19 protein-coding genes and 1 riboswitch are annotated in these 18735 nt (G+C 45.0%); of the genes, 12 read left to right on the top strand and 7 right to left on the bottom strand.

Going from position 1 to position 18735, the window contains the following annotated elements:
• Positions 1–36 precede the first annotated feature (36 nt).
• Positions 37–148: riboswitch (SAM riboswitch) on the top strand.
• 133 nt (positions 149–281) lie between these two features.
• The 7 genes from ACXADE_RS01430 (at position 282) to ACXADE_RS01460 (ending at position 8498) form a co-directional block, all read left to right on the top strand.
• Positions 282–2060, top strand: a complete 1779-nt coding sequence (locus ACXADE_RS01430; RefSeq protein ID WP_474978739.1) for a PLP-dependent aspartate aminotransferase family protein — start codon at positions 282–284, stop codon at positions 2058–2060.
• A 13-nt stretch (positions 2061–2073) separates the two neighbouring features.
• Complete coding sequence (locus tag ACXADE_RS01435; RefSeq protein ID WP_474978740.1) at positions 2074–3054, top strand: aliphatic sulfonate ABC transporter substrate-binding protein; 981 nt, start codon at positions 2074–2076, stop codon at positions 3052–3054.
• 15 nt (positions 3055–3069) lie between these two features.
• Positions 3070–3906 carry an ABC transporter permease gene (locus ACXADE_RS01440; RefSeq protein WP_474978741.1) on the top strand — a complete coding sequence of 279 codons (837 nt, stop codon included), beginning with the start codon at positions 3070–3072 and terminating at the stop codon, positions 3904–3906.
• A 12-nt stretch (positions 3907–3918) separates the two neighbouring features.
• Positions 3919–4632: an ABC transporter ATP-binding protein gene (locus ACXADE_RS01445; protein ID WP_474978743.1), complete on the top strand. Its 714-nt coding sequence runs from the start codon at positions 3919–3921 to the stop codon at positions 4630–4632.
• Between the two features lie 21 nt (positions 4633–4653).
• Positions 4654–6339 carry an acetate--CoA ligase gene (gene acsA / locus ACXADE_RS01450; protein WP_474978744.1) on the top strand — a complete coding sequence of 562 codons (1686 nt, stop codon included), beginning with the start codon at positions 4654–4656 and terminating at the stop codon, positions 6337–6339.
• A 454-nt stretch (positions 6340–6793) separates the two neighbouring features.
• Positions 6794–8032, top strand: a complete 1239-nt coding sequence (locus ACXADE_RS01455; RefSeq protein ID WP_474978746.1) for a dicarboxylate/amino acid:cation symporter — start codon at positions 6794–6796, stop codon at positions 8030–8032.
• 244 nt (positions 8033–8276) lie between these two features.
• Positions 8277–8498, top strand: coding sequence for a hypothetical protein (locus ACXADE_RS01460; RefSeq protein WP_474978747.1), 222 nt, complete (start codon positions 8277–8279; stop codon positions 8496–8498).
• Here the strand turns inward: ACXADE_RS01460 and ACXADE_RS01465 are convergent.
• Positions 8495–8653, bottom strand: coding sequence for a hypothetical protein (locus ACXADE_RS01465; protein WP_474978748.1), 159 nt, complete (start codon positions 8651–8653; stop codon positions 8495–8497). The two genes, ACXADE_RS01460 and ACXADE_RS01465, sit on opposite strands and share 4 nt — an antisense overlap.
• Positions 8654–8809: 156 nt before the next feature.
• Between ACXADE_RS01465 and ACXADE_RS01470 the strand changes: the two genes are divergently transcribed.
• From ACXADE_RS01470 to ACXADE_RS01485, 4 genes are all read left to right on the top strand, one after another.
• Positions 8810–9367: a methyltransferase family protein gene (locus ACXADE_RS01470; RefSeq protein ID WP_474978749.1), complete on the top strand. Its 558-nt coding sequence runs from the start codon at positions 8810–8812 to the stop codon at positions 9365–9367.
• 18 nt (positions 9368–9385) lie between these two features.
• Positions 9386–10891: a phytoene desaturase family protein gene (locus ACXADE_RS01475; protein ID WP_474978750.1), complete on the top strand. Its 1506-nt coding sequence runs from the start codon at positions 9386–9388 to the stop codon at positions 10889–10891.
• 150 nt (positions 10892–11041) lie between these two features.
• Entirely contained in the window at positions 11042–12028 is a 987-nt protein-coding gene (locus ACXADE_RS01480; RefSeq protein ID WP_474978751.1) for a sodium:calcium antiporter, read from the top strand.
• A gap of 41 nt (positions 12029–12069) precedes the next feature.
• The gene (locus ACXADE_RS01485) at positions 12070–12717 is read left to right on the top strand and encodes a uracil-DNA glycosylase (protein WP_474978752.1); all 648 of its coding nucleotides are present in this window, start codon (positions 12070–12072) and stop codon (positions 12715–12717) included.
• A 17-nt stretch (positions 12718–12734) separates the two neighbouring features.
• On the opposite strand, the gene ACXADE_RS01490 is transcribed toward ACXADE_RS01485, so the two are convergent.
• Positions 12735–13382 (bottom strand): hypothetical protein, encoded by a 648-nt coding sequence (locus ACXADE_RS01490; protein WP_474978753.1) that lies wholly within the window; start codon positions 13380–13382, stop codon positions 12735–12737.
• A complete protein-coding gene (locus ACXADE_RS01495) occupies positions 13375–13941 on the bottom strand; it encodes a sigma-70 family RNA polymerase sigma factor (protein ID WP_474978755.1) in 567 nt (188 codons plus the stop codon). The genes ACXADE_RS01490 and ACXADE_RS01495 overlap by 8 nt, the downstream gene beginning before the upstream one ends.
• A 301-nt stretch (positions 13942–14242) precedes the next feature.
• Between ACXADE_RS01495 and ACXADE_RS01500 the strand changes: the two genes are divergently transcribed.
• Positions 14243–15196 (top strand): YndJ family transporter, encoded by a 954-nt coding sequence (locus tag ACXADE_RS01500; RefSeq protein WP_474978756.1) that lies wholly within the window; start codon positions 14243–14245, stop codon positions 15194–15196.
• Positions 15197–15401: 205 nt separating this feature from the next.
• Here ACXADE_RS01500 and ACXADE_RS01505 read toward each other — a convergent pair whose 3' ends face one another.
• The 4 genes from ACXADE_RS01505 to ACXADE_RS01520 form a co-directional block, all read right to left on the bottom strand.
• Positions 15402–15497 (bottom strand): putative holin-like toxin, encoded by a 96-nt coding sequence (locus tag ACXADE_RS01505; protein ID WP_075037849.1) that lies wholly within the window; start codon positions 15495–15497, stop codon positions 15402–15404.
• A 212-nt stretch (positions 15498–15709) separates the two neighbouring features.
• Complete coding sequence (locus ACXADE_RS01510; RefSeq protein WP_474978757.1) at positions 15710–17113, bottom strand: ammonium transporter; 1404 nt, start codon at positions 17111–17113, stop codon at positions 15710–15712.
• Between the two features lie 29 nt (positions 17114–17142).
• Entirely contained in the window at positions 17143–17484 is a 342-nt protein-coding gene (locus ACXADE_RS01515) for a P-II family nitrogen regulator (RefSeq protein ID WP_474978759.1), read from the bottom strand.
• A gap of 208 nt (positions 17485–17692) precedes the next feature.
• Positions 17693–18733: a ribonucleotide-diphosphate reductase subunit beta gene (locus ACXADE_RS01520; protein ID WP_474978760.1), complete on the bottom strand. Its 1041-nt coding sequence runs from the start codon at positions 18731–18733 to the stop codon at positions 17693–17695.
• Between the last annotated feature and the right edge of the window lie 2 nt (positions 18734–18735).

Raw genomic sequence — 18735 nt, forward strand, 5'->3', positions numbered from 1 at the left:
TTATACTTCACAACATAATCATTTAACTGAATACATCTCTTATCAAGAGTGGCTGAGGGAATAGGCCCTGTGAAGCCCGGCAACCTTCAAACATCGGTTTGAAAAGGTGCCAAGTCCTACAGATCATCATCGATCTGGCAGATAAGGGGAGGAATGTATAGGATCAACCCTCTTCTTATTTGGAAGAGGGTTTTTTGGTGTGGAGGCGGACATGAAGCGACTTATCGCTTTAAAGCCAACTTTATTTATACGGATAGTTACCATTTAAGGAGGAATAGAAGATGACCCATTCTTTTGAAAGCTATGATGTAGACACGATTTCCTTGCACGGAGGACAGTCACCGGACCCGACCACAGGATCACGAGCTGTGCCGATTTATCAGACGACTTCTTATGTCTTTCATGACACGGATCATGCTCAAAGCCTTTTTGCTCTCGATGAACCCGGAAATATATATTCTCGAATTGGGAATCCCACCGTGGATGTCTTTGAAAAACGGATGGCCTTACTGGAAGGGGGCGTTGCTTCTGTAGCTACAGCATCCGGGATGTCAGCTATTGCTTTATCGATCTTGAATATTGCCGGTTCCGGGGATGAGGTCGTTGCAGCATCGAATCTATATGGAGGGACCTATAATTTATTCGCAAATACTTTACCACGATATGGCATTAAAGTTCATTTTGTCGACCCTGAGAACCCGGAAAACTTCCGCGCAGCCATTACGGAAAAGACAAAAGCTGTTTTTGCCGAAACCATTGGGAACCCAAGTTTACACGTGCTGGATATTGAAAAAATTGCCACTGTAGCTCATGAATACAAACTTCCATTATTAATTGATAACACATTTGCAACTCCGTATACCTGCCGCCCGATCGAGCACGGCGCTGATATTGTGATCCATTCGGCAACAAAATGGATCGGCGGTCATGGAACAGCCATCGGGGGTATTGTTGTAGACGGAGGAAGGTTTGACTGGGGAAATGGAAAACACCCGGTTTTTACAGAGCCTGATGATAGTTACAACGGAATTGTCTATGCCGCTGATTTTGGCACGCTCGCCTATATCACTAAACTGCGTGTCCAGCTTCTTCGTGACTTTGGATCCTGTTTAAGTCCACAGAACGCCTTCTTGCTGCTTCAAGGATTAGAAACACTACACCTTCGCGTAGCGAGGCATGGAGATAATGCTCAGGAAATTGCTGAATACTTACAAGGCCATCCAGATGTCGAGTGGGTCGCCTACCCAGGGTTGTCCAACCATCCAGCTCATTCGCTTGCCAGCAAGTATCTTGAAGGAGGGTATGGATCAATCGTTAACTTTGGTATCAAAGGAGGGAGAGAAGCAGGAAGGCAAGTGATCAACAATATTTCCCTCTGGTCCCACGTGGCGAATGTGGGAGATGCAAAGTCATTAATCATCCATCCGGCATCGACGACTCACCAGCAATTATCCGTGGAAGATCTTGCAGCAAGCGGAGTGAAAGAAGAGTTGATCAGGTTATCCATTGGGCTTGAATCGAGTAAGGACTTGATCAATGACCTTGATCGTGCGATTGGGAAAGCGACAGGAAGAGAAGGAAGTCAAAAATCCATCACTGAAAATGATGAAGGTGTCATCAAATGGGCCCTGAGCTCTTCCAAAACGGAAGAGGATGGAACGACACGCCCGAAACGTTTAGCTGTAGTCGGACTAAGTGGAAAACCGTCCCGACCGAGTCATCGTCTGGCGAGAAAGATGCAGAGAATGGGGTATCAGATTGTGCCGGTCAATCCGAGGGAAACCGAGGTTCTCGGAGAAACTTCTTATCCGGATTTGAGATCGATTCCATTTAAAGTCGATGTTGTTCAAGTTTTCCGTAGTCCCGAAGCAGCGATTGGAATTGCTGAAGAAGCTGCTGAAATACGGCCAGGTGTGTTTTGGCTGCAGGAAGGAGTCATCGCACCAAAGGCTGCGGAAATTGCAAGTGAAGCTGGACTCGAAGTGGTCCATAACCGCTGCACGTATAAGGAAGCCCAGCGTTTAAGAGGAACCATCGATACGTACGCATGCGAACTATAAAGGAGGATTCGGCATGAAGTTGAAAAAAATAGCGATCACCATAGGATTGCTGACAACCTTTGGATTATTCGGTTGTTCGGATGCGGAAGGGGAGAGTGGGTCACCGGACAAAGTGACCCTGGATTATGCTTATTATTCTCCCACAAGTCTCGTATTAAAGGACCAGGGATTTGCTGAAGAAATATTTGAAGAAGAAGGGATCGAAGTGGACTGGGTCCTCAGTCAGGGAAGCAACAAAGCGTTGGAATTCCTGAATTCAAGCAGTGTGGACTTTGGTTCGACAGCCGGGGCGGCAGCGCTGATGGCAAAAGCGAACCATGCCCCTGTAGAATCCATCTATCTTTATTCTAAGCCTGAGTGGACAGCACTGGTCACAAATCCTGACTCTGGAATCGCTTCAGTGGAAGATTTAAAGGGGAAAAAAGTAGCGGCTACTCTTGGGACAGATCCTTATATATTCTTAGTTCGTGCCTTGAAAGACCACGGCCTTTCCACCGATGATATCGAACTTGTGAACTTACAGCATCCTGAAGGAGCATCTGCATTGAGCAATGGCAATGTCGATGCCTGGGCGGGGCTGGATCCTCATATGGCACGCAATGAATTGGAAGGTGGAGCAGAGCTTTTCTATCGTAAGCCCGAATTCAATACTTATGGAACATTGAATGTGCGCTCGGAGTATGCCGAAGAACACCCTGAAATCGTTAAACACGTGATTGAGGCTTATGAAAAAGCGAGGAAGTGGACGCTTCAGAACCCTGATAAGGCAGCAGAAATCCTGGCGGAAGAAGCTGGCCTGGACTTGGAAGTAGCGAAGAAGAGCCTGGAGAGGAACGATTTATCCAATCCGATTCCAGGGGATGATCTCCGGGAGACCATTCTTGGTGCCGGCCAAGTTTTGCAGGAGGAAGAAGTCATCAAGACTGACGTGGATATCGAACAAACGACCGAAGAACTTGTCGTCCCAGATTATGCCGAAGAAGTGATCAAGTAAAGGAGGGGATACAGTATGTCCAGTCGCTCAGAAGCGGCCGTAAGCCCGGCATCCAGCACAAATAAAACACGCGTTTTTAATAAAAGAAACCAGTCTGGTTCATGGCTGGGACTGATCCTTCCATTGTTCATTATTCTTTTGTGGGAGTATGCCTCGAGGCAGGGATGGGTGGCCCCTCACCTCCTGCCATCGCCTACGACCGTCGTTGAGGAAATGGCGGGTTTGGCAAAGGAGGGAGAATTGTGGGGCCATATCACAATTACTCTTTACAGGGTTTTTGCCGGATTTCTTCTCGGGTCTTTGGCGGCTCTCATTCTTGGAGCAGCGACAGGCTATGTGAAAGTCGTTCACCAGTTGCTTGACCCGATGCTTCAGGCTTTACGAGCGATTCCATCCCTCGCCTGGGTACCCTTATTCGTTTTATGGATCGGGATTGGAGAAGCTTCTAAAATTACCCTGGTGGCTGTGGGCGTTTTCTTTCCCGTGTATTTGAATTTAACGTCTGGAATTCAGGGGATTGACAGGAAGTTGATTGAGGTGGGCCGGATGTATCATTTCACGAACATACAGCAAATCAGGAAAATCATCTTTCCAGCCGCTCTCCCATCGTTCATCGTTGGTTTGAGGAGTGGACTGAGCCTCGGCTGGATGTTCGTCGTGGCTGCTGAATTGCTGGGGGCGAGCCAGGGACTTGGTTACCTTATGGTATATGGCCAGAACACATCTGCCCCGGCGCTAGTGATCGGAAGTATCATTCTATTTGCGGTCTTTGGAAAAATCACGGATGAAATGTTAAAGCGGGTTCAATCAAAAACGTTGAAGTGGCAGGACAACTTGGAAAATGCGTCCTGAAGGAGGGGTTTTATGTTAACCGTCAATCATGTCTCCCGGACCTTTCAAAATGGAAAAGCAGGGTTCCGGAACATTGATCTTCAAGTGCAGAAAGGGGAAGTCGTTGGAGTACTTGGTACAAGTGGATGCGGGAAGAGTACTCTGCTCCGTGTCTTGTCCGGGCTGGACACCAAGTTTGAAGGGGATATTCGGACGAATGCTGAACGGCCTGAAGAAGCTTTCGGCATGATGTTTCAGGAACCACGACTCATGCCATGGTTGACGGTCCTTGAGAATGTAACATTCGGATTCTCTAAAAGAGAAAAGAAACCGGAGGCGTTGCAATTGATTGAAACTGTAGGCCTTCAAGGGTTTGAAAAGCACTATCCGAAAGATTTGTCAGGTGGCATGGCCCAGCGCGCAGCGATTGCGAGATCCCTGCTCAGCAAACCTGATATCCTCCTGTTGGATGAACCCTTCAGCGCCCTGGATGCTTTTACGAAGATGCAGCTGCAGGATTTATTGTTGTCCATATGGGAAAAGCGGAGGACGACGACGCTGCTTGTCACCCATGACATTGATGAGGCGCTTTATTTAAGCGACAGAATCGTGATTATGAGAGGACAACCGGGGAGTGTGGAAAGTGAAATATTTATTAACCGCCCGAAGCCGAGGAAGCGCGGCGATGCTCACCTGGCGGAATTAAAAGAAGAAGTTTTGCAGGAACTGGATTTTACCAGATCATAAGGAAAAGGGGGGTCAAGCCGTATGGCACCATCCATCATCCCGCGACAACGTGGAAATTACAATATAGACTTAGAATGGACAGAAGGGGACTCCTTTAATTGGGAGACCGTCCATTCCCAATTTACTTGGAAGGAAACCGGAAAAGTCAACATGGCTCATGAATGCATCGACAGGCACGTTGAAGAAGGAAAGGGCAGTCAGATCGCTCTGCACTACCTTTCGGAAGAAGAAACAATAACCTATACGTTTTCTGAACTGAGTAAAGAAGTGAACCGATGGGCGAATGTTCTGCTCCATCACGGTGTGAAAAAAGGGGATTTCGTTTTCATCTTTCTGCCTAAACATCCGACTTGTCACATTGCCATGTTTGCTGCGATTAAAATCGGGGCAGTGGCTGCTCCTTTATTTGAAGCCTTTATGGAGGAAGCGGTGAAGGATCGAATCAATGACTGTGGCGGCAAATACCTCATCACAGAGAATTCTTTTTTGAACCGGGTCAACAGCGAGAAAATTCCTAGTTTGACTACAATTTTCACCACCACTCCATCAACAGATTCTACGATTTCTATTTCGAAGGAAGCAGAACTGGCAGACGATAAACTGGAAACGGTATGGGTAGACCTTGATGACGGGCTGAATATCCATTACACGAGTGGGTCGACAGGGAAACCGAAAGGAATTGTTCATGCCCATCGAAACATGATCCAACAATATCAGACTGGACGCTGGGCACTGGATTTAAAAGAAGGAGATGTCTATTGGTGTACCGCGCATCCCGGGTGGGTGACCGGTACGGTTTATGGTGTATTCGCACCGCTGTTAAACGGTGTAACCACTGTTATTCATGGAGGACGGTTTTCAGCTGAGGCATGGTATGACGTGCTGGAAAAAGCTCAGGTCTCTGTTTGGTACAGTGCTCCGACGGCTTTCCGTATGTTGAAAGCGCAGGCTGAAGATTTGCATACAAACTATGATCTCTCTTCGCTCCGACATGTATTGAGTGTAGGTGAGCCTCTCAACCCTGAAGTTATTCACTGGGCATATCAAACATGGAATCTAAGAATACACGATACATGGTGGATGACAGAAACGGGAGCCCAACTGATTGCCAATCTTCCCACTAGACCGATCAAACCTGGGTCAATGGGACGTCCTCTCCCAGGGATTGAAGTTGGAATTCTGAACGAAGAAGGAGAAGTTCTTCCTCCTTTCCAAACCGGGCACTTGGCTATACGTTCATCCTGGCCTTCCATCATGAAAGAAGTATGGAAGAATCCTGGCAAGTTCGCCTCTTATTTCCCCTTTGGAGACGATTGGTATTTGGCCGGCGATTTAGCTTATATTGACGAAGAAGGGTATTTGTTTTTCCAGGGGAGAAGTGACGACATGATCAATTCTTCCGGCGAGCGGATCGGTCCCTTTGAAATAGAAAGCAAGTTGCTAGAGCACCCGGCTGTCAGGGAATCAGGAGTCATTGGGAAGAAGGATCCTGTACGTGGGGAAATCGTGAAGGCATTCGTTGTTCTCCAGGATGGTTATGATTATGAGGCAACCCTTATGAACGAACTTCATCATTTTGTGAAGTCAGAACTAGCTGCTCATTGTGCTCCCCGGGAAATTGAGTTCATCAAGGAGCTTCCTAAAACACAAATCAGCGGAAAAGTTCTCCGGAGAGAACTGAAGAGGTGGGATGAGGCAGTTTCTTGATAAAGAACGGTTGTCTAAACGACAGCCGTTTTTTTATGCAGTTAGATAATAATATATACAGAAGTATGGAGGAAGGGTATATTTTGTAATAAATTCTAAACATTCTCATAATCTAAAGAAGACTATGAAACTCGCGGGTTCAATGGCCATTGAAAGTTGTACAACCCCGTTTGATTTATAGTTGGGTCAGAATGTGCGAGCAAATTCTATTCAAAATTCAATCATTCTATGATATAATTTATAAAGCACGATTCTACCCGCGCTGGTTGCAACCATCTATTACGAGCTGGATATTCAATCACACATAGCTCACAGGTACCGAACCCCATATTGTAGGCAAGGCTTTTTTTAATGCACTTTTTGGCATGGTTGGATTCATGTCGCTTTTAAGAATTCTATCTTTTCAAACAAAATAATAAGTAAGCGTTTTCATAATGTTGTAGGAGGTTACTTCATGAAACTAACAACCAAGATTTTTATAGGTTTAATTCTTGGTGCTGTTGTAGGCTTAGGTCTTCACATTGCTGCACCAGATTTGTTCAGCGGTTTAGATGCTTATGTTTTCAGTCCTTTAGGTACGGTATTCTTAAATCTTATTAAAATGCTGGTAGTCCCGATCGTGTTTTTCTCAATCACTCTGGGTACTGCATCTCTCGGTGATCCTAAGAAACTGGGAAGAATCGGAGGAAAGACAATTGCCTTCTTCCTTGTTACAACAACTATTGCCATTAGTATTGCTATTTCCCTTGCCTATATTCTCAAACCGGGAAATGTTGATATCAACCCTGCAGGTGCAGAATATGAAGCTCAAGAAGCACCTGGTGTCGTAGAAACCTTTACAAGCATTATTCCGACTAATCCGATTCAGGCGATGACAGAAGGTAACATGCTTCAGATTATCGCATTTGCAATCTTCATCGGTTTCGCATTAGCGATGCTTGGTAAGAAAACGGAAGGAATATACAAGCTTGTCGAACAAGGAAATGAGATCATGATGTTCCTTGTGAACTTGATTATGCGATTTGCTCCTTATGGTGCGTTCGGTCTCCTTGCGTCCGCTATTGGAACCATGGGAATCGACGGCATGAAAGGGATGGCGATGTACATGATTGTCGTTATCCTCGGATTGATTATCCATGGAGTCGTAACGTATGGATCGGCGGTCGCTTTCCTTGGAAAGATGAATCCGATTAAGTTCGTCAAAGGGTTCTTCCCTGCGATGACTGTTGGATTCAGTACGTCAAGCAGTAGTTCAACCCTGCCGATTTCTATGAAAACAGCTCAGGAAAACTTGAATGTACCGAAGCCTGTCAGTAGTTTTGTTCAACCTTTAGGGGCAACCATCAACATGGACGGGACGGCCATTATGCAAGGTGTGGCAACAATTTTCATCGCTCAAGTCTATGGTTCTGACTTGTCTTTTGCTCAGCTTGTCATGGTTGTGCTGACCGCTGTTCTAGCGAGTATTGGTACAGCTGGTGTCCCGGGAGTCGGTTTGATCATGCTTGCAATGGTCCTCAACCAGGTTTCCCTGCCGGTAGAGGGGATTGCGCTAATCATCGGTATCGACCGACTGCTTGATATGTTACGTACATCCTTAAACATTACAGGGGATGCAGCGTGTGCGGTAGTAGTCGCTGAATCTGAACGGAAACATGGCATAGAAGAAGATGCCAAACGTATGGAAGCATAAAACATAATGGAGAAAAGTGCAACCTTTCTGGTTGCACTTTTTTTATTTAGTCATTCCTCAATGATGAAAGGGATGGATGGAACAACATGTTAGTAAAGGGAAGTGGCAGATAGAGAAGTGGATAAGTCGGTTAGGTGAAGGGAGGGGCTGTTGGAGAATTCCCTGTTCACGGAGAAGGGGTTACGTGTATCGGGTGCTTCTCATGGGTATAGTAATAGATAGATAACTTAAAAGAGGTGATACAATGTTTTATTCAGTAACCTTTCAAAAAATTATTTACCTGACCGGAATCGGAATCATTATTGGAGCGATCGTCGGATTTTCTTCCGTACTCGGATTCGGGCTGGATGGTTCGGTGTTCGTCCTGGCTATGTTTCTGAGTATCATCAGTGTGTATATAACCGCTATGTATGCGGAGCTTTACCATATCCGTGAAGCGATTAATAAACAGAATAAGAACCTTTAAGGAAGATCGTAAAAGAAACTAATGACCAGGACAACGATATATAAGGTACCGATCAAGCCCATCGTCCAATAGGACACCTTCGTCAATTTCTTGAAGATCACAAAGAATGTACCGAGAACGGCGGAGATAATAAAGATACTATAAAAAACACCCATTGGCTTTACTCCTTTATTAGTCGTTGTTGATATTGTAAGGCAATGCTCTCTGTTATGAAAGGAAGACATGAAGGAGGAAGTGGTTTTTCTTCCGCGGTTTAACGATATACCTAAAGGGGAAAGATGGAAGATAGTATCCAGGGAGGGCGTTTTTCCATGACCCTGTATGATGGATTGTTTCTATTGGTAACGGTGTTCTGGCTCGCTGAATTTTTCATTTTCAAAAATGATCGTTCCGCGGGAAGTGGTGCATATGAGCGGAAGTCTTTTCTGCTCATTCTGGCAACTGTAGTGGGGACACTCTTCTTGTCTCTGTTCATGCAGGAATGGAACATCGGCATTATTTACGCCAAATGGATTTGGTGGATAGGGTTATGTTTATATGCCCTTGGAGTTGGGTTGAGGTACTGGGGCATTCTTCATTTAAAAGAACAGTTCACCCGGAATGTATCCGTCCGAGAAGGGGACCGCCTTGTCAGTACCGGTCCCTATCTTTACTTGAGACACCCCCTTTACACGGGGCTTTTATTCATTATTATTGGATTTTGTTCAGGGCTCGGCAACCTTTATGCTGCTCTCGTCTGTGGATTTCTCATGACGGTCGCATTACTACATAGAATCAAGCTTGAAGAAGCGATGCTGGTAGAGCAGCATGGGGAACGATATAAAATCTGGTGCCAATCGAGGTACCGATTGATTCCTTTTGTCTATTAAACTTGGAGGTGGATGGTTTTGAATAAGAAAAAAGCGGTTGTTGTGGGAGCGGGTTTAGGTGGGATGTCGGCAGCAATCCGACTCGCTGGTGATGGATATGATGTAAAGATTATTGAAAAGAATAGTAATATCGGCGGAAAACTGAACCGCAGGGAAGGCAAAGGCTTCACCTTTGATACAGGTCCATCCATCCTTACGATGCCGTGGGTGCTGGAGCAGCTTTTCAATAGTGTTCATCGGCGTCTTGAAGATTATATTACCGTTGAGCGTGTAGAGCCGCAGTGGCGTACATTTTTTGAAGACGGTACCCAACTGGATGTGACGAGCGATCTTCCTGATATGTTGCAAGAAATGTCCAAAGTGACAGAAAGACCGAACCGGAAGCTTACGGATTTCCTTTCATACAGCCAGGACATGTATGAACTATGCATGAAGAGCTTTTACAAATATAGTATTGAAGACTTGAAAGATTTGAAAAAGCATCATAAATTAAGCGAATTATTCCAAATGGATCCTATGAATACAGTCGCAAAAGCCACCCATAAGCACTTTGACAACAAATACTTGGAGCAACTGTTCAATTATTTTGTTATGTATGTGGGATCCAATCCTTATGCGACACCTGCCATTCTAAATCAGCTCGTCTATGTGCAGCTGGGTCTTGGCATTCATTATGTTAAAGGCGGGATGTACAAGATTGCTGAAGGTATGGGCCGGCTTATGGAAGAATTGCGGATAGATGTGGAGTTGAATACACCTGTCCAGCGATTCGTCGTTGAAGGAGACCGGGTCAAAGGTGTAGAAACGACAGAAGGTGTCATCCATGAAGCTGATGTTGTCGTGTCTAACCTGGAGGTCATTCCGGCTTATCGTAAGCTGGCTCCGCAGACATCCAAGGTGAAAAAAGAAACGAAAGCGCTCGAGAAAAAATTCGATCCTACGGTATCCGGGTTGGTTCTGCTGCTGGGGACAGATCGGAAGTTCGATAAACTGAAGCACCATAATTTCCTATTCTCCGAAAATCCGGAGAAAGAATTCAAGCAGATTTTCGAAGAAGGGAAACCGGCAGATGATCCAACCATTTATATTGGAATTTCCGCGCGCTCTGATGACACGCAGGCGCCAGAGGGTAAAGATAACCTTTTCGTGCTGACACACGTACCACCACTTGAAAATAAAAAGCGCAAACCAATCGATTGGGATGCCTACCGTGAAACCGTGTTAAATAAGTTGGAACGTATGGGGATGGAAGGACTTCGTGATTCTATTGAATTCGAATACCGCTTTACACCCGAAGATCTGGAATCCTTGTATGGTCCTAATGGCGGCTCCATTTATGGCATTGCTGCCGACCGCAAATCCAATGGAGGTTTCAAAGTTCCATCGAAGAGCCGTATTTATGATGGTCTCTATTTTGTCGGTGGATCCACTCATCCGGGTGGGGGCGTCCCGATGGTCACGCTGTCTGGACAATTGACGGCAGACTTAATTAAAGAAAAAGAAACAGAGGCTGTTCATCAATGATAATAAAGCTCAGTTCCAATCCGGGACTGAGCTTTCTATTTGGGAGGGGGAGTACGTTCTCCAGGTGCCATTCATTTACTGTTTATTCCTAAGAAGGGAAGGGAATGGGTGATAAATGTCTTTCCGAAGTAGATTTGAAGGAGTTTTATAATGAGTGACTGGATAATTTTCAGCTTGTTTTTCCTATCAGGAATTTTAACATTTTTCATAGCATCAAGACTGGCGATATTCGGGGATGCTGTGAAAGAAAAAACGAGTGCCTCCTCAGCTTTTATGGGCGCGATGATCGGAATTGCCATTTCCCTTCCTGAATTGACGTCGAGCGTAACGGCGATTGTTATAGACAGTCCAGACCTTGCTGTCGGTAATTTAATCGGTAGTAACCTTTTTAACATTATGGGTCTGGCGATCTTTGATATCGTTTATCGCCGTTACCAAATATTAACCCATGCAACGGTGGAAAGTAAGTTATATGGGTGGCTCGTTATTTTTATGACGCTCATTGTTATGGCCGGGTTAAGTTTGACTCTGCCGACGCACATTTTTCATATCAGTTATACATCCATCGCCATAGTGATTCTTTACTTTGTCGGTTCCAAGTACATCAATGATCGGACGGATTATCAGGGAAGGAAAGTCAAAAGACAGAACGAGAGATATAAAGAGTATTCCTATCAACAGGTGCTGTGGCGCTTTCTTCTATATGCATTTTTGATTATGGTCATTGGCAGTGTGCTGACGATTACGGCAGAGCGTATATCTGCCATCACTGGTATCGGGGCATCATTTATTGGTGCTTTCCTAGTGGCAATCAGCACGTCCCTTCCTGATGCTGTAAGTGTAGGAACAGCCCTTAAGCTTAGAAACTTTAATATGGGCATCAGTTCACTGCTCGGCAGTAATGCATTCAACCTGATGATCCTTGCTCTGACGGACCTCATATATTTTAGAGGGAATCTCCTGCAGGAATCGTCCCCGGCGAACATGGTCACAGGAGTGACGTCCGTGTTGTTCATCCTATTGATCATCTATAGTATTACAAGGAAGCATGCAAAGTCGTGGAATTACTTGGTTCCATCATTTCTCATTATTGTGAGTTATTTTGTCACCACATACTTTGCATTCCAAATGAAATAAGGAGCTTGCTGGATTTTTTGTTAAGGAAGGTGGGAGAGCAGATGGAATGGCCGGAAAGTCTTGTGAACGAATCGAAAAAAAGAATGGAACCTTATGATGTAGAAGGTTTCGTGCTTGGTAAAGGGGACGAACAGGGCAGCGTCATGATTGTCGGGGAAGCCCCTGGAGAAAATGAAGCAGTCAAAGGAGTGCCCTTTATCGGGCGTGCGGGTGATGAATTGGATAAACAACTGGAATACCTTCAGTTGTCCAGAGAGGATGTTTATATTACAAGTGTCGTAAGAAGCCGTCCTTATAAGTGGGTGAAAACCAATAAAAAGGGGAGCGGTGGGAAGCGTAAAGCGAATCGCAAACCGAATCAAAAGGAAATCTTCGCTCATGCCCGGCTGCTTGACTATCAAATTGAGCACATGAAACCTGACTTGATTATCGCCCTCGGGGGCGTAGCCTATGAGCGGCTTACGGGAGACAGAGGGAAGATCAGTGATGTTCTCGGAAAACCTATCCGTACGAAGCTGCTTAAAGAAGAAGGGGGAGGGTATGGGAAGACGGTAGCTGAATATACCGTCATCCCTCTTTATCATCCGGCTGCCATTTTTTATAACCCTAAAATCAAAGAGGATATATATAACTCCCTGGACCGGGTGAAAGAATATTTGGGGCAGGGGATGAGGGGCAATTCTGGATAAGGCAGGTTTGAAGGCAGTCAACTCTCATTGTTTGGGGCATCCGCTAACTTTTCGAAAACGAAATACCCTTGGGTGCTGGCGGTGGAGGAACCGACACCTGTGCTTCTCCAACTCCGTATGGCTATTCGGTGGTTATCTTCTTCTCCTTTAATTTTGTATATTTTCGTCTCAGGCAGAAAAGCGGCGACACTCTCTAACTCGACAGTGTTTTCTGCCGGCTGCTGATGATTGATGGTCCCGATCACTTCTCCGAGTTCTTGCGGATGAACTCTTTTTCCGGTTTGATAAAATTGTTCATCCTCGTGAATGACATACGTTTCTCTGACCATCATCGAAGATTTTTGTGTTTCTTTATGATCAGCCTTCGCAAATGTTGAGGAAGGATCAGTGTCTGTTGTCTTCAGTTGAGGATAGCTGTCTTTTTTGGTAAGGAAACTAGCGGATTCAGGGCCCGGTTGTGTTTCTGTTAAGGGCCAACTTGTTATAAAAATGACCACAGCTGCAGGGAAGAGAAGGGTTTTCATTTTTGCAAATGATCGTTTTTGTGGCCTTTTCTGTAGCGATTTTAAAACGGTCTTCTTCATGTATCTTTCATCAAATGGAACCTGCTCATATTTCTTATCCTGATCCATTTTTTTTAACTTACGATCAATCAAATCACTCACTCTGGGAACTCCCTTCCGATGTTAACCGTTCTTGTAAGAGTTGGCGTGCGCGCCTTAATCGGGTTTTAACGGTGTTCGGGCTCATATTCAGCACTTGCGCCAATTCATTGATGTCGAACTCTTCAAAGTAGTATAGGATGATGATTTCTCTATATTTGTCCTCCAGCTTCAAAACCTGAGCAAGAAGGGCTTCATCTTCGTCCTGCTGCAATACGAATTCTTCCGGGGTTTCCCGTGGGGATGGGATGGACCGGAAAAGTTCCGTACCTTTTTTTACAACTCTCTTCATATAAGAACTCTTCAGATGATCTTTACATAAATTGATCGTGATTTTGTACAGCCATGTTTTAATCGTCGATTCTTCTTTGAAAGTGGCATATTTCTGATAGGCTTTAATAAATGTCTCCTGGGTGATATCTTCTGCAATCGCGTAATCTTTCACGTACGAATAAGCGAGCCATTTTAAGTCGTGTCCGTAGTTTTGAATCCACTCTTCTATTCGTTTCTCGTCATGTTCTTCGGGTTCATATGTAGATTGTGAGCGTTGGTTTCGTATCAATTTTTCCCACCTCATCTGTTTAGACGACACTCCCCGAAAATAAGTTTTCATTTTTCTTTTAATTCTCACCTTGTCATCTATATATTCGATAGAATTTACAGATTTCCTTTACGAAGAGATTTTGTCCATGTTTAGAGTTTGGTTATTATGGGTTGTAATAGGATAAGGAACTATTGGCTCATCTGTGTGTGGATGAATCTAAAATGCTCCTTACTGTACGCATATTCCTATGAAAACTCAATAACAATAGATAATAATACGCTGTGCTAAGCATGGGAGGCAATGCGGGGAGGAGAATGGGATGAAATGGCCAGGACGGTGGCTTGCAGTAGCAGGTTTTTTCTTGTGGGTGATGTGGAAGGCGTTCTTCTCTGTTGGATGGCTTGAATTCTCGATCGGTTTCAGTATATTCGTTCTCGTTCCTTTGTTAATGGAAGAGGCTCTTAAAAACGACCAGGAAAAACGGGCGGGCGCCTGGTTGTGGCAGTGTCTTTCGGGGATGCTTCCGTTTTCCCTTGCGGGAGCTCTTTCGTTGACGATGCAGGCAGGGTGGAACGCTGCTATTTGGGGAGGGATGTGGTTTTTATATACAGGAGCTGTAGCTGTCGGAGGTGTGTGGCGTCTTCGTTCTCACGAGAAGGTTAAGGTGGAGGAGCTGTGCATTGATATAGGGTTTATATATTTAGTGGCTGCTGGTCTTTTCCTTTTTACTTCGCGGCTCCCTATTAGCCATATCGGACCTTTCTCTACAAGGGAAATGATGGTTTTAGCTTTATTGTTTCATGGTGTGGTTTTTCTGCTGGCTTTGATCACAGGCTTTTTTGGTCGATACCGAATAGGGCAATCGGATAAAGATAGGCAGAAGGTTGATCATCCTTATCGTTTACTGGTGGGCTCTGTACTCATCAGTCCAATGGTCGGGTTTTTTAGTCTTTTGTATGGGAAGCAGGCGCTTGTACTTTCCGTAGTCATTTTCACCTTATTGATTGTGTGGATGTGTGGTTGGTGGTTCTGGTTGCCGATTGAATTTAAGCCATGGGTGCGAAAGGCATTGGTTCTGTCTATTATCCTGGGGTTCAGCATGGTAGGGGGGGCTTTGTGGAAGGGGCTCGAAGTTAATCATCTAAGTAGTGTGGGGATCCTGGCAACCATTCCGCCGTACGGATTCTTTTCTGCGATGCTCTTTTCGTGGCTTGTAGTATTTGCGTGGAGAGGTGTAAGCGACTCTCAACCGGGGATTCGCGAGAGTGAGTAAGGGTTTGGGAAATGTTTCACGTGGAACTTGTATCTTTTTGTCATTTGCCAAGTTCATTGATCTCTATGGAGCAAGAATAGATGAACCTGCCTCTTCAGTTCTCTTAAATTTGTGCTATAATAAAAGTGAAAAGGCGGCAGCTGCTACTGCCGCCAAGATACCGTTCGTATTTCGTGGATTTTTGACCTTCACTAAGAGTGGAGGTCTATTTTTTATTGTTCATTTTTATGATGAGCGCAAGGAGCGTAATGATGAACGTTCCGAACGCTAGCATGATCATAAGAGATTCATATGTGCTCATCGATGGCCTCACACCCTTTCTATCACAGTCTTTTCTAATAATAGGGAACGGTATCTATCTACAAGGATACCATATTTTGCGAAAAATAAGAACGTGTGTTCGTAAAATAGACAGAAGGAACTAAAAAACCCCGGTACACCTTAAGGTGTATCGGAGTCTTTATTATGGCGAACTTCGGGATGATAGGGGGGCGAAGGCATCCATGATCCTTGTTACTGCGCTGTTTTTGTTTCTGTAGTCGTTTTTGGTTTTGTTTCTGAATTCAAGCCATCCAGTCGGTGGAGCAGTCCGACTCCGAAGTCCCCGTCCACGCGTGGATTCATATTTTCATTGAATATTCCACGACTGGATTCGTAAGCCTGGGACCCGTGCTCTGAAAAATCAAGCCCGGAAATTTCCTCTTGTCTCGATACGCGGATACCGACTGTGCTTTTGACAATGAAAACAACGACAGCCGTCGTTAACATTGTCCAGGCGATAACGGACAGGACACCAATTGCCTGGATACCTAGAAGGGTTACGCCGCCCCCATAGAAAAGACCACCTTCGACAGCGAAAAGACCGACAGCGATCGTCCCCCATATTCCGCAGATGCCGTGAACAGCGATTGCGCCCACCGGATCATCGATGCGGACAACTCGATCGAGGAACTGAACGGCTTCAACCAGTATGACACCAGCTATTAAACCAATAGCAAGTGCACCTGCCAAAGAAACATTCGCCGTTCCTGCTGTAATACCAACTAAACCAGCCAGTGCTCCATTCAATGTAAGGGAAGCGTCAATGCGTTTGAACTTTGCGTAAGAATAAAAGGCAGAGCTGATGATTCCCGCTGATGCAGAAAGAAGCGTTGTAGCAATAACCGACGGCACGAGGGACGGATCTGCGGCCAGTGTGCTCCCGCCGTTAAATCCGAACCAACCAAACCAGAGGATGAAGACACCAAGTGCGCCTAATGGGATATTGTGACCAGGGATTACATTTACTTCTTTACCACTGTATTTTCCTAGGCGAGGTCCTAAGAACATCACGGTGACGATGGCTCCAAGTGCTCCTGTTAAGTGAACGACAGTAGAACCTGCGAAATCGACGAAGCCGAGTTCCGATAACCATCCGCCGCCCCATACCCAATGCCCGACAACTGGATAAATGAAGCCGGTCATAACAACGGTAAGGAGGAGATAGGAACCTAGTTTCATACGCTCGGCCACGGCTCCGGAGATGATCGTAGCACAAGTAGCGGCGAATACAGCCTGGAATACGAAAAATCCGATTTGGTCTTCCTGGCCGTTTAAAAGGAAACCGTCGATGCCGATGATTCCGCCACCGGATGTGCCGAACATAATTCCGAAACCGACAACAAAATAAAGAACAGCGGCTATGGACATGGTCATGAAGTTTTTCATCAGAATGTTAAGGGCGTTCTTGGAACGAGTGAAGCCGGATTCGACCATAGCGAAACCTGCATGCATAAAAAATACTAAAAAGGCGGCGATCATGACCCAGACCATGTCAACGGATTGGAGGACAGATTCGGCGGATATCGCTGTTTCGGCGTTTGCGACTACCGGGAATCCGAGGAGAGCAAAAAAGAATAAAGGAACGATTTTTTTCATAAATAAATTCTCCCTTTCTAAATGAAATGTTAGATGAGTGCTTGTTTACCGGTTTCTCCTGTGCGAATCCGGAATACTTCATCAATGGTTGATACAAAAATCTTTCCGTCACCGACTTCGTCAGTAGCACACACATTGATGATCGTATCGATCACAGGACCCAATTCAACGTTTTCAATAACCATTTCGACTTTCACTTTGGGATAGAGTTTAATTTCATAGCGGCTGCCTCTGAATATTCCTTCCTGACCTTTCTGCTGCCCACACCCAGCGACTTCCGATACCGTCAGTCCTTTCACTCCCAATTTATCGAGACTTTGTCTCAAATCCTGGAAAGCTTCCGGGCGGATAATTGCCTCCACCTTTTTCATGACTATTGTCCTCCTTTTTATTACGTGTTAACTTTTCTAACACAAAGAGTTAGTAATTAAAATTAACTATAAAGTAAAAATTCAGAAAAATCAATACAATTTTTGAGGTTATGTTAGGAAAGGTGACATAAAAGCGCTTTCCATATAAAAGAAGACCAGGTCATCCATATTTTGGATGACCTGGTCAGGTATAAAATGGAAAGTGTATTTATAGTTCGTCGAAGCCGTTGGTTTCGGATACTTTTGTGTATTGGCGGGATTTTTGTTCAAAGAAATCTGACTTTCCTTCATCGACTTCTTGATACGCCCGGATCCATTTCAGTGGGTTTTCCGTGTAGGAAGGGAAGGGCTTTTCTGCCCCTAGCAATCGGCATCGCTTGTTGGCGATATAACAGATGTAGTCTTCCAAATCCTGAATCGGAATACCTGGGAATTGGTTGCCGATCAAATGGCGCGCCCATTTGATTTCCAACTCCGCAGCCTGTTTGAATGTATCGGTTACGAATGTGCGGTAGTATTGGGCGTCCAGGTCAGGGTTTTCATTGAGAGTTTCGTTAAATATATGTCCGAATAGACTGACGTGGATTTGCTCATCCCGGTTAATGTAGTTGATCATGGTACTTGTGGATACCATCTTTTGATTTCTTGCCAGGTTGTAGAAAAAGGCAAATCCCGCGTAGAAAAAGAGACCTTCAAGTACAACATCGTAAACGATCGATTTCAGAAAGCTGTCTACAGAAGGGTGATCGTCGAATGCCTGATACCCATCTGTAATGAAGGTATTACGTTCTTTGAGTACTTCATCATGCTTCCAGTAATCGAAAATTCTCTCCTGCTCTCCTTGATCGACAAGGGTTGATAACACGTAAGAATAGGATTGGTTGTGTACAACCTCCTGGAAAGCAAGCACCTGCATTAAGGCAGACAAGCTTGAATCTGTCAGGTAATCAGAGACTTTACCGGAATAATCCGTTTGGATAGAATCCAAAAAGGCGAGCAGTCCGATGATTTTTTTGAATGCTGTCTGTTCTTGATCTGATAACTCCGGCCATTGTTTCAGATCATTGCTCATATTAATTTCATTCGGAATCCAGAAATTTGCCAGCATCGTCTTATACATTGGATAAGCCCATGAGTATCGGGTATTATCCCAGTTCAGGATGTTTGAACTTCTTCCATTGATCACACCTGTGGAGGCATTTGGAGCTTTGTAATCTACCAGCTTTCTTTTTTGTATGGATGCAGTCATAA

It is taken from the genome of Halobacillus sp. ABR2_026 (assembly GCF_056158545.1).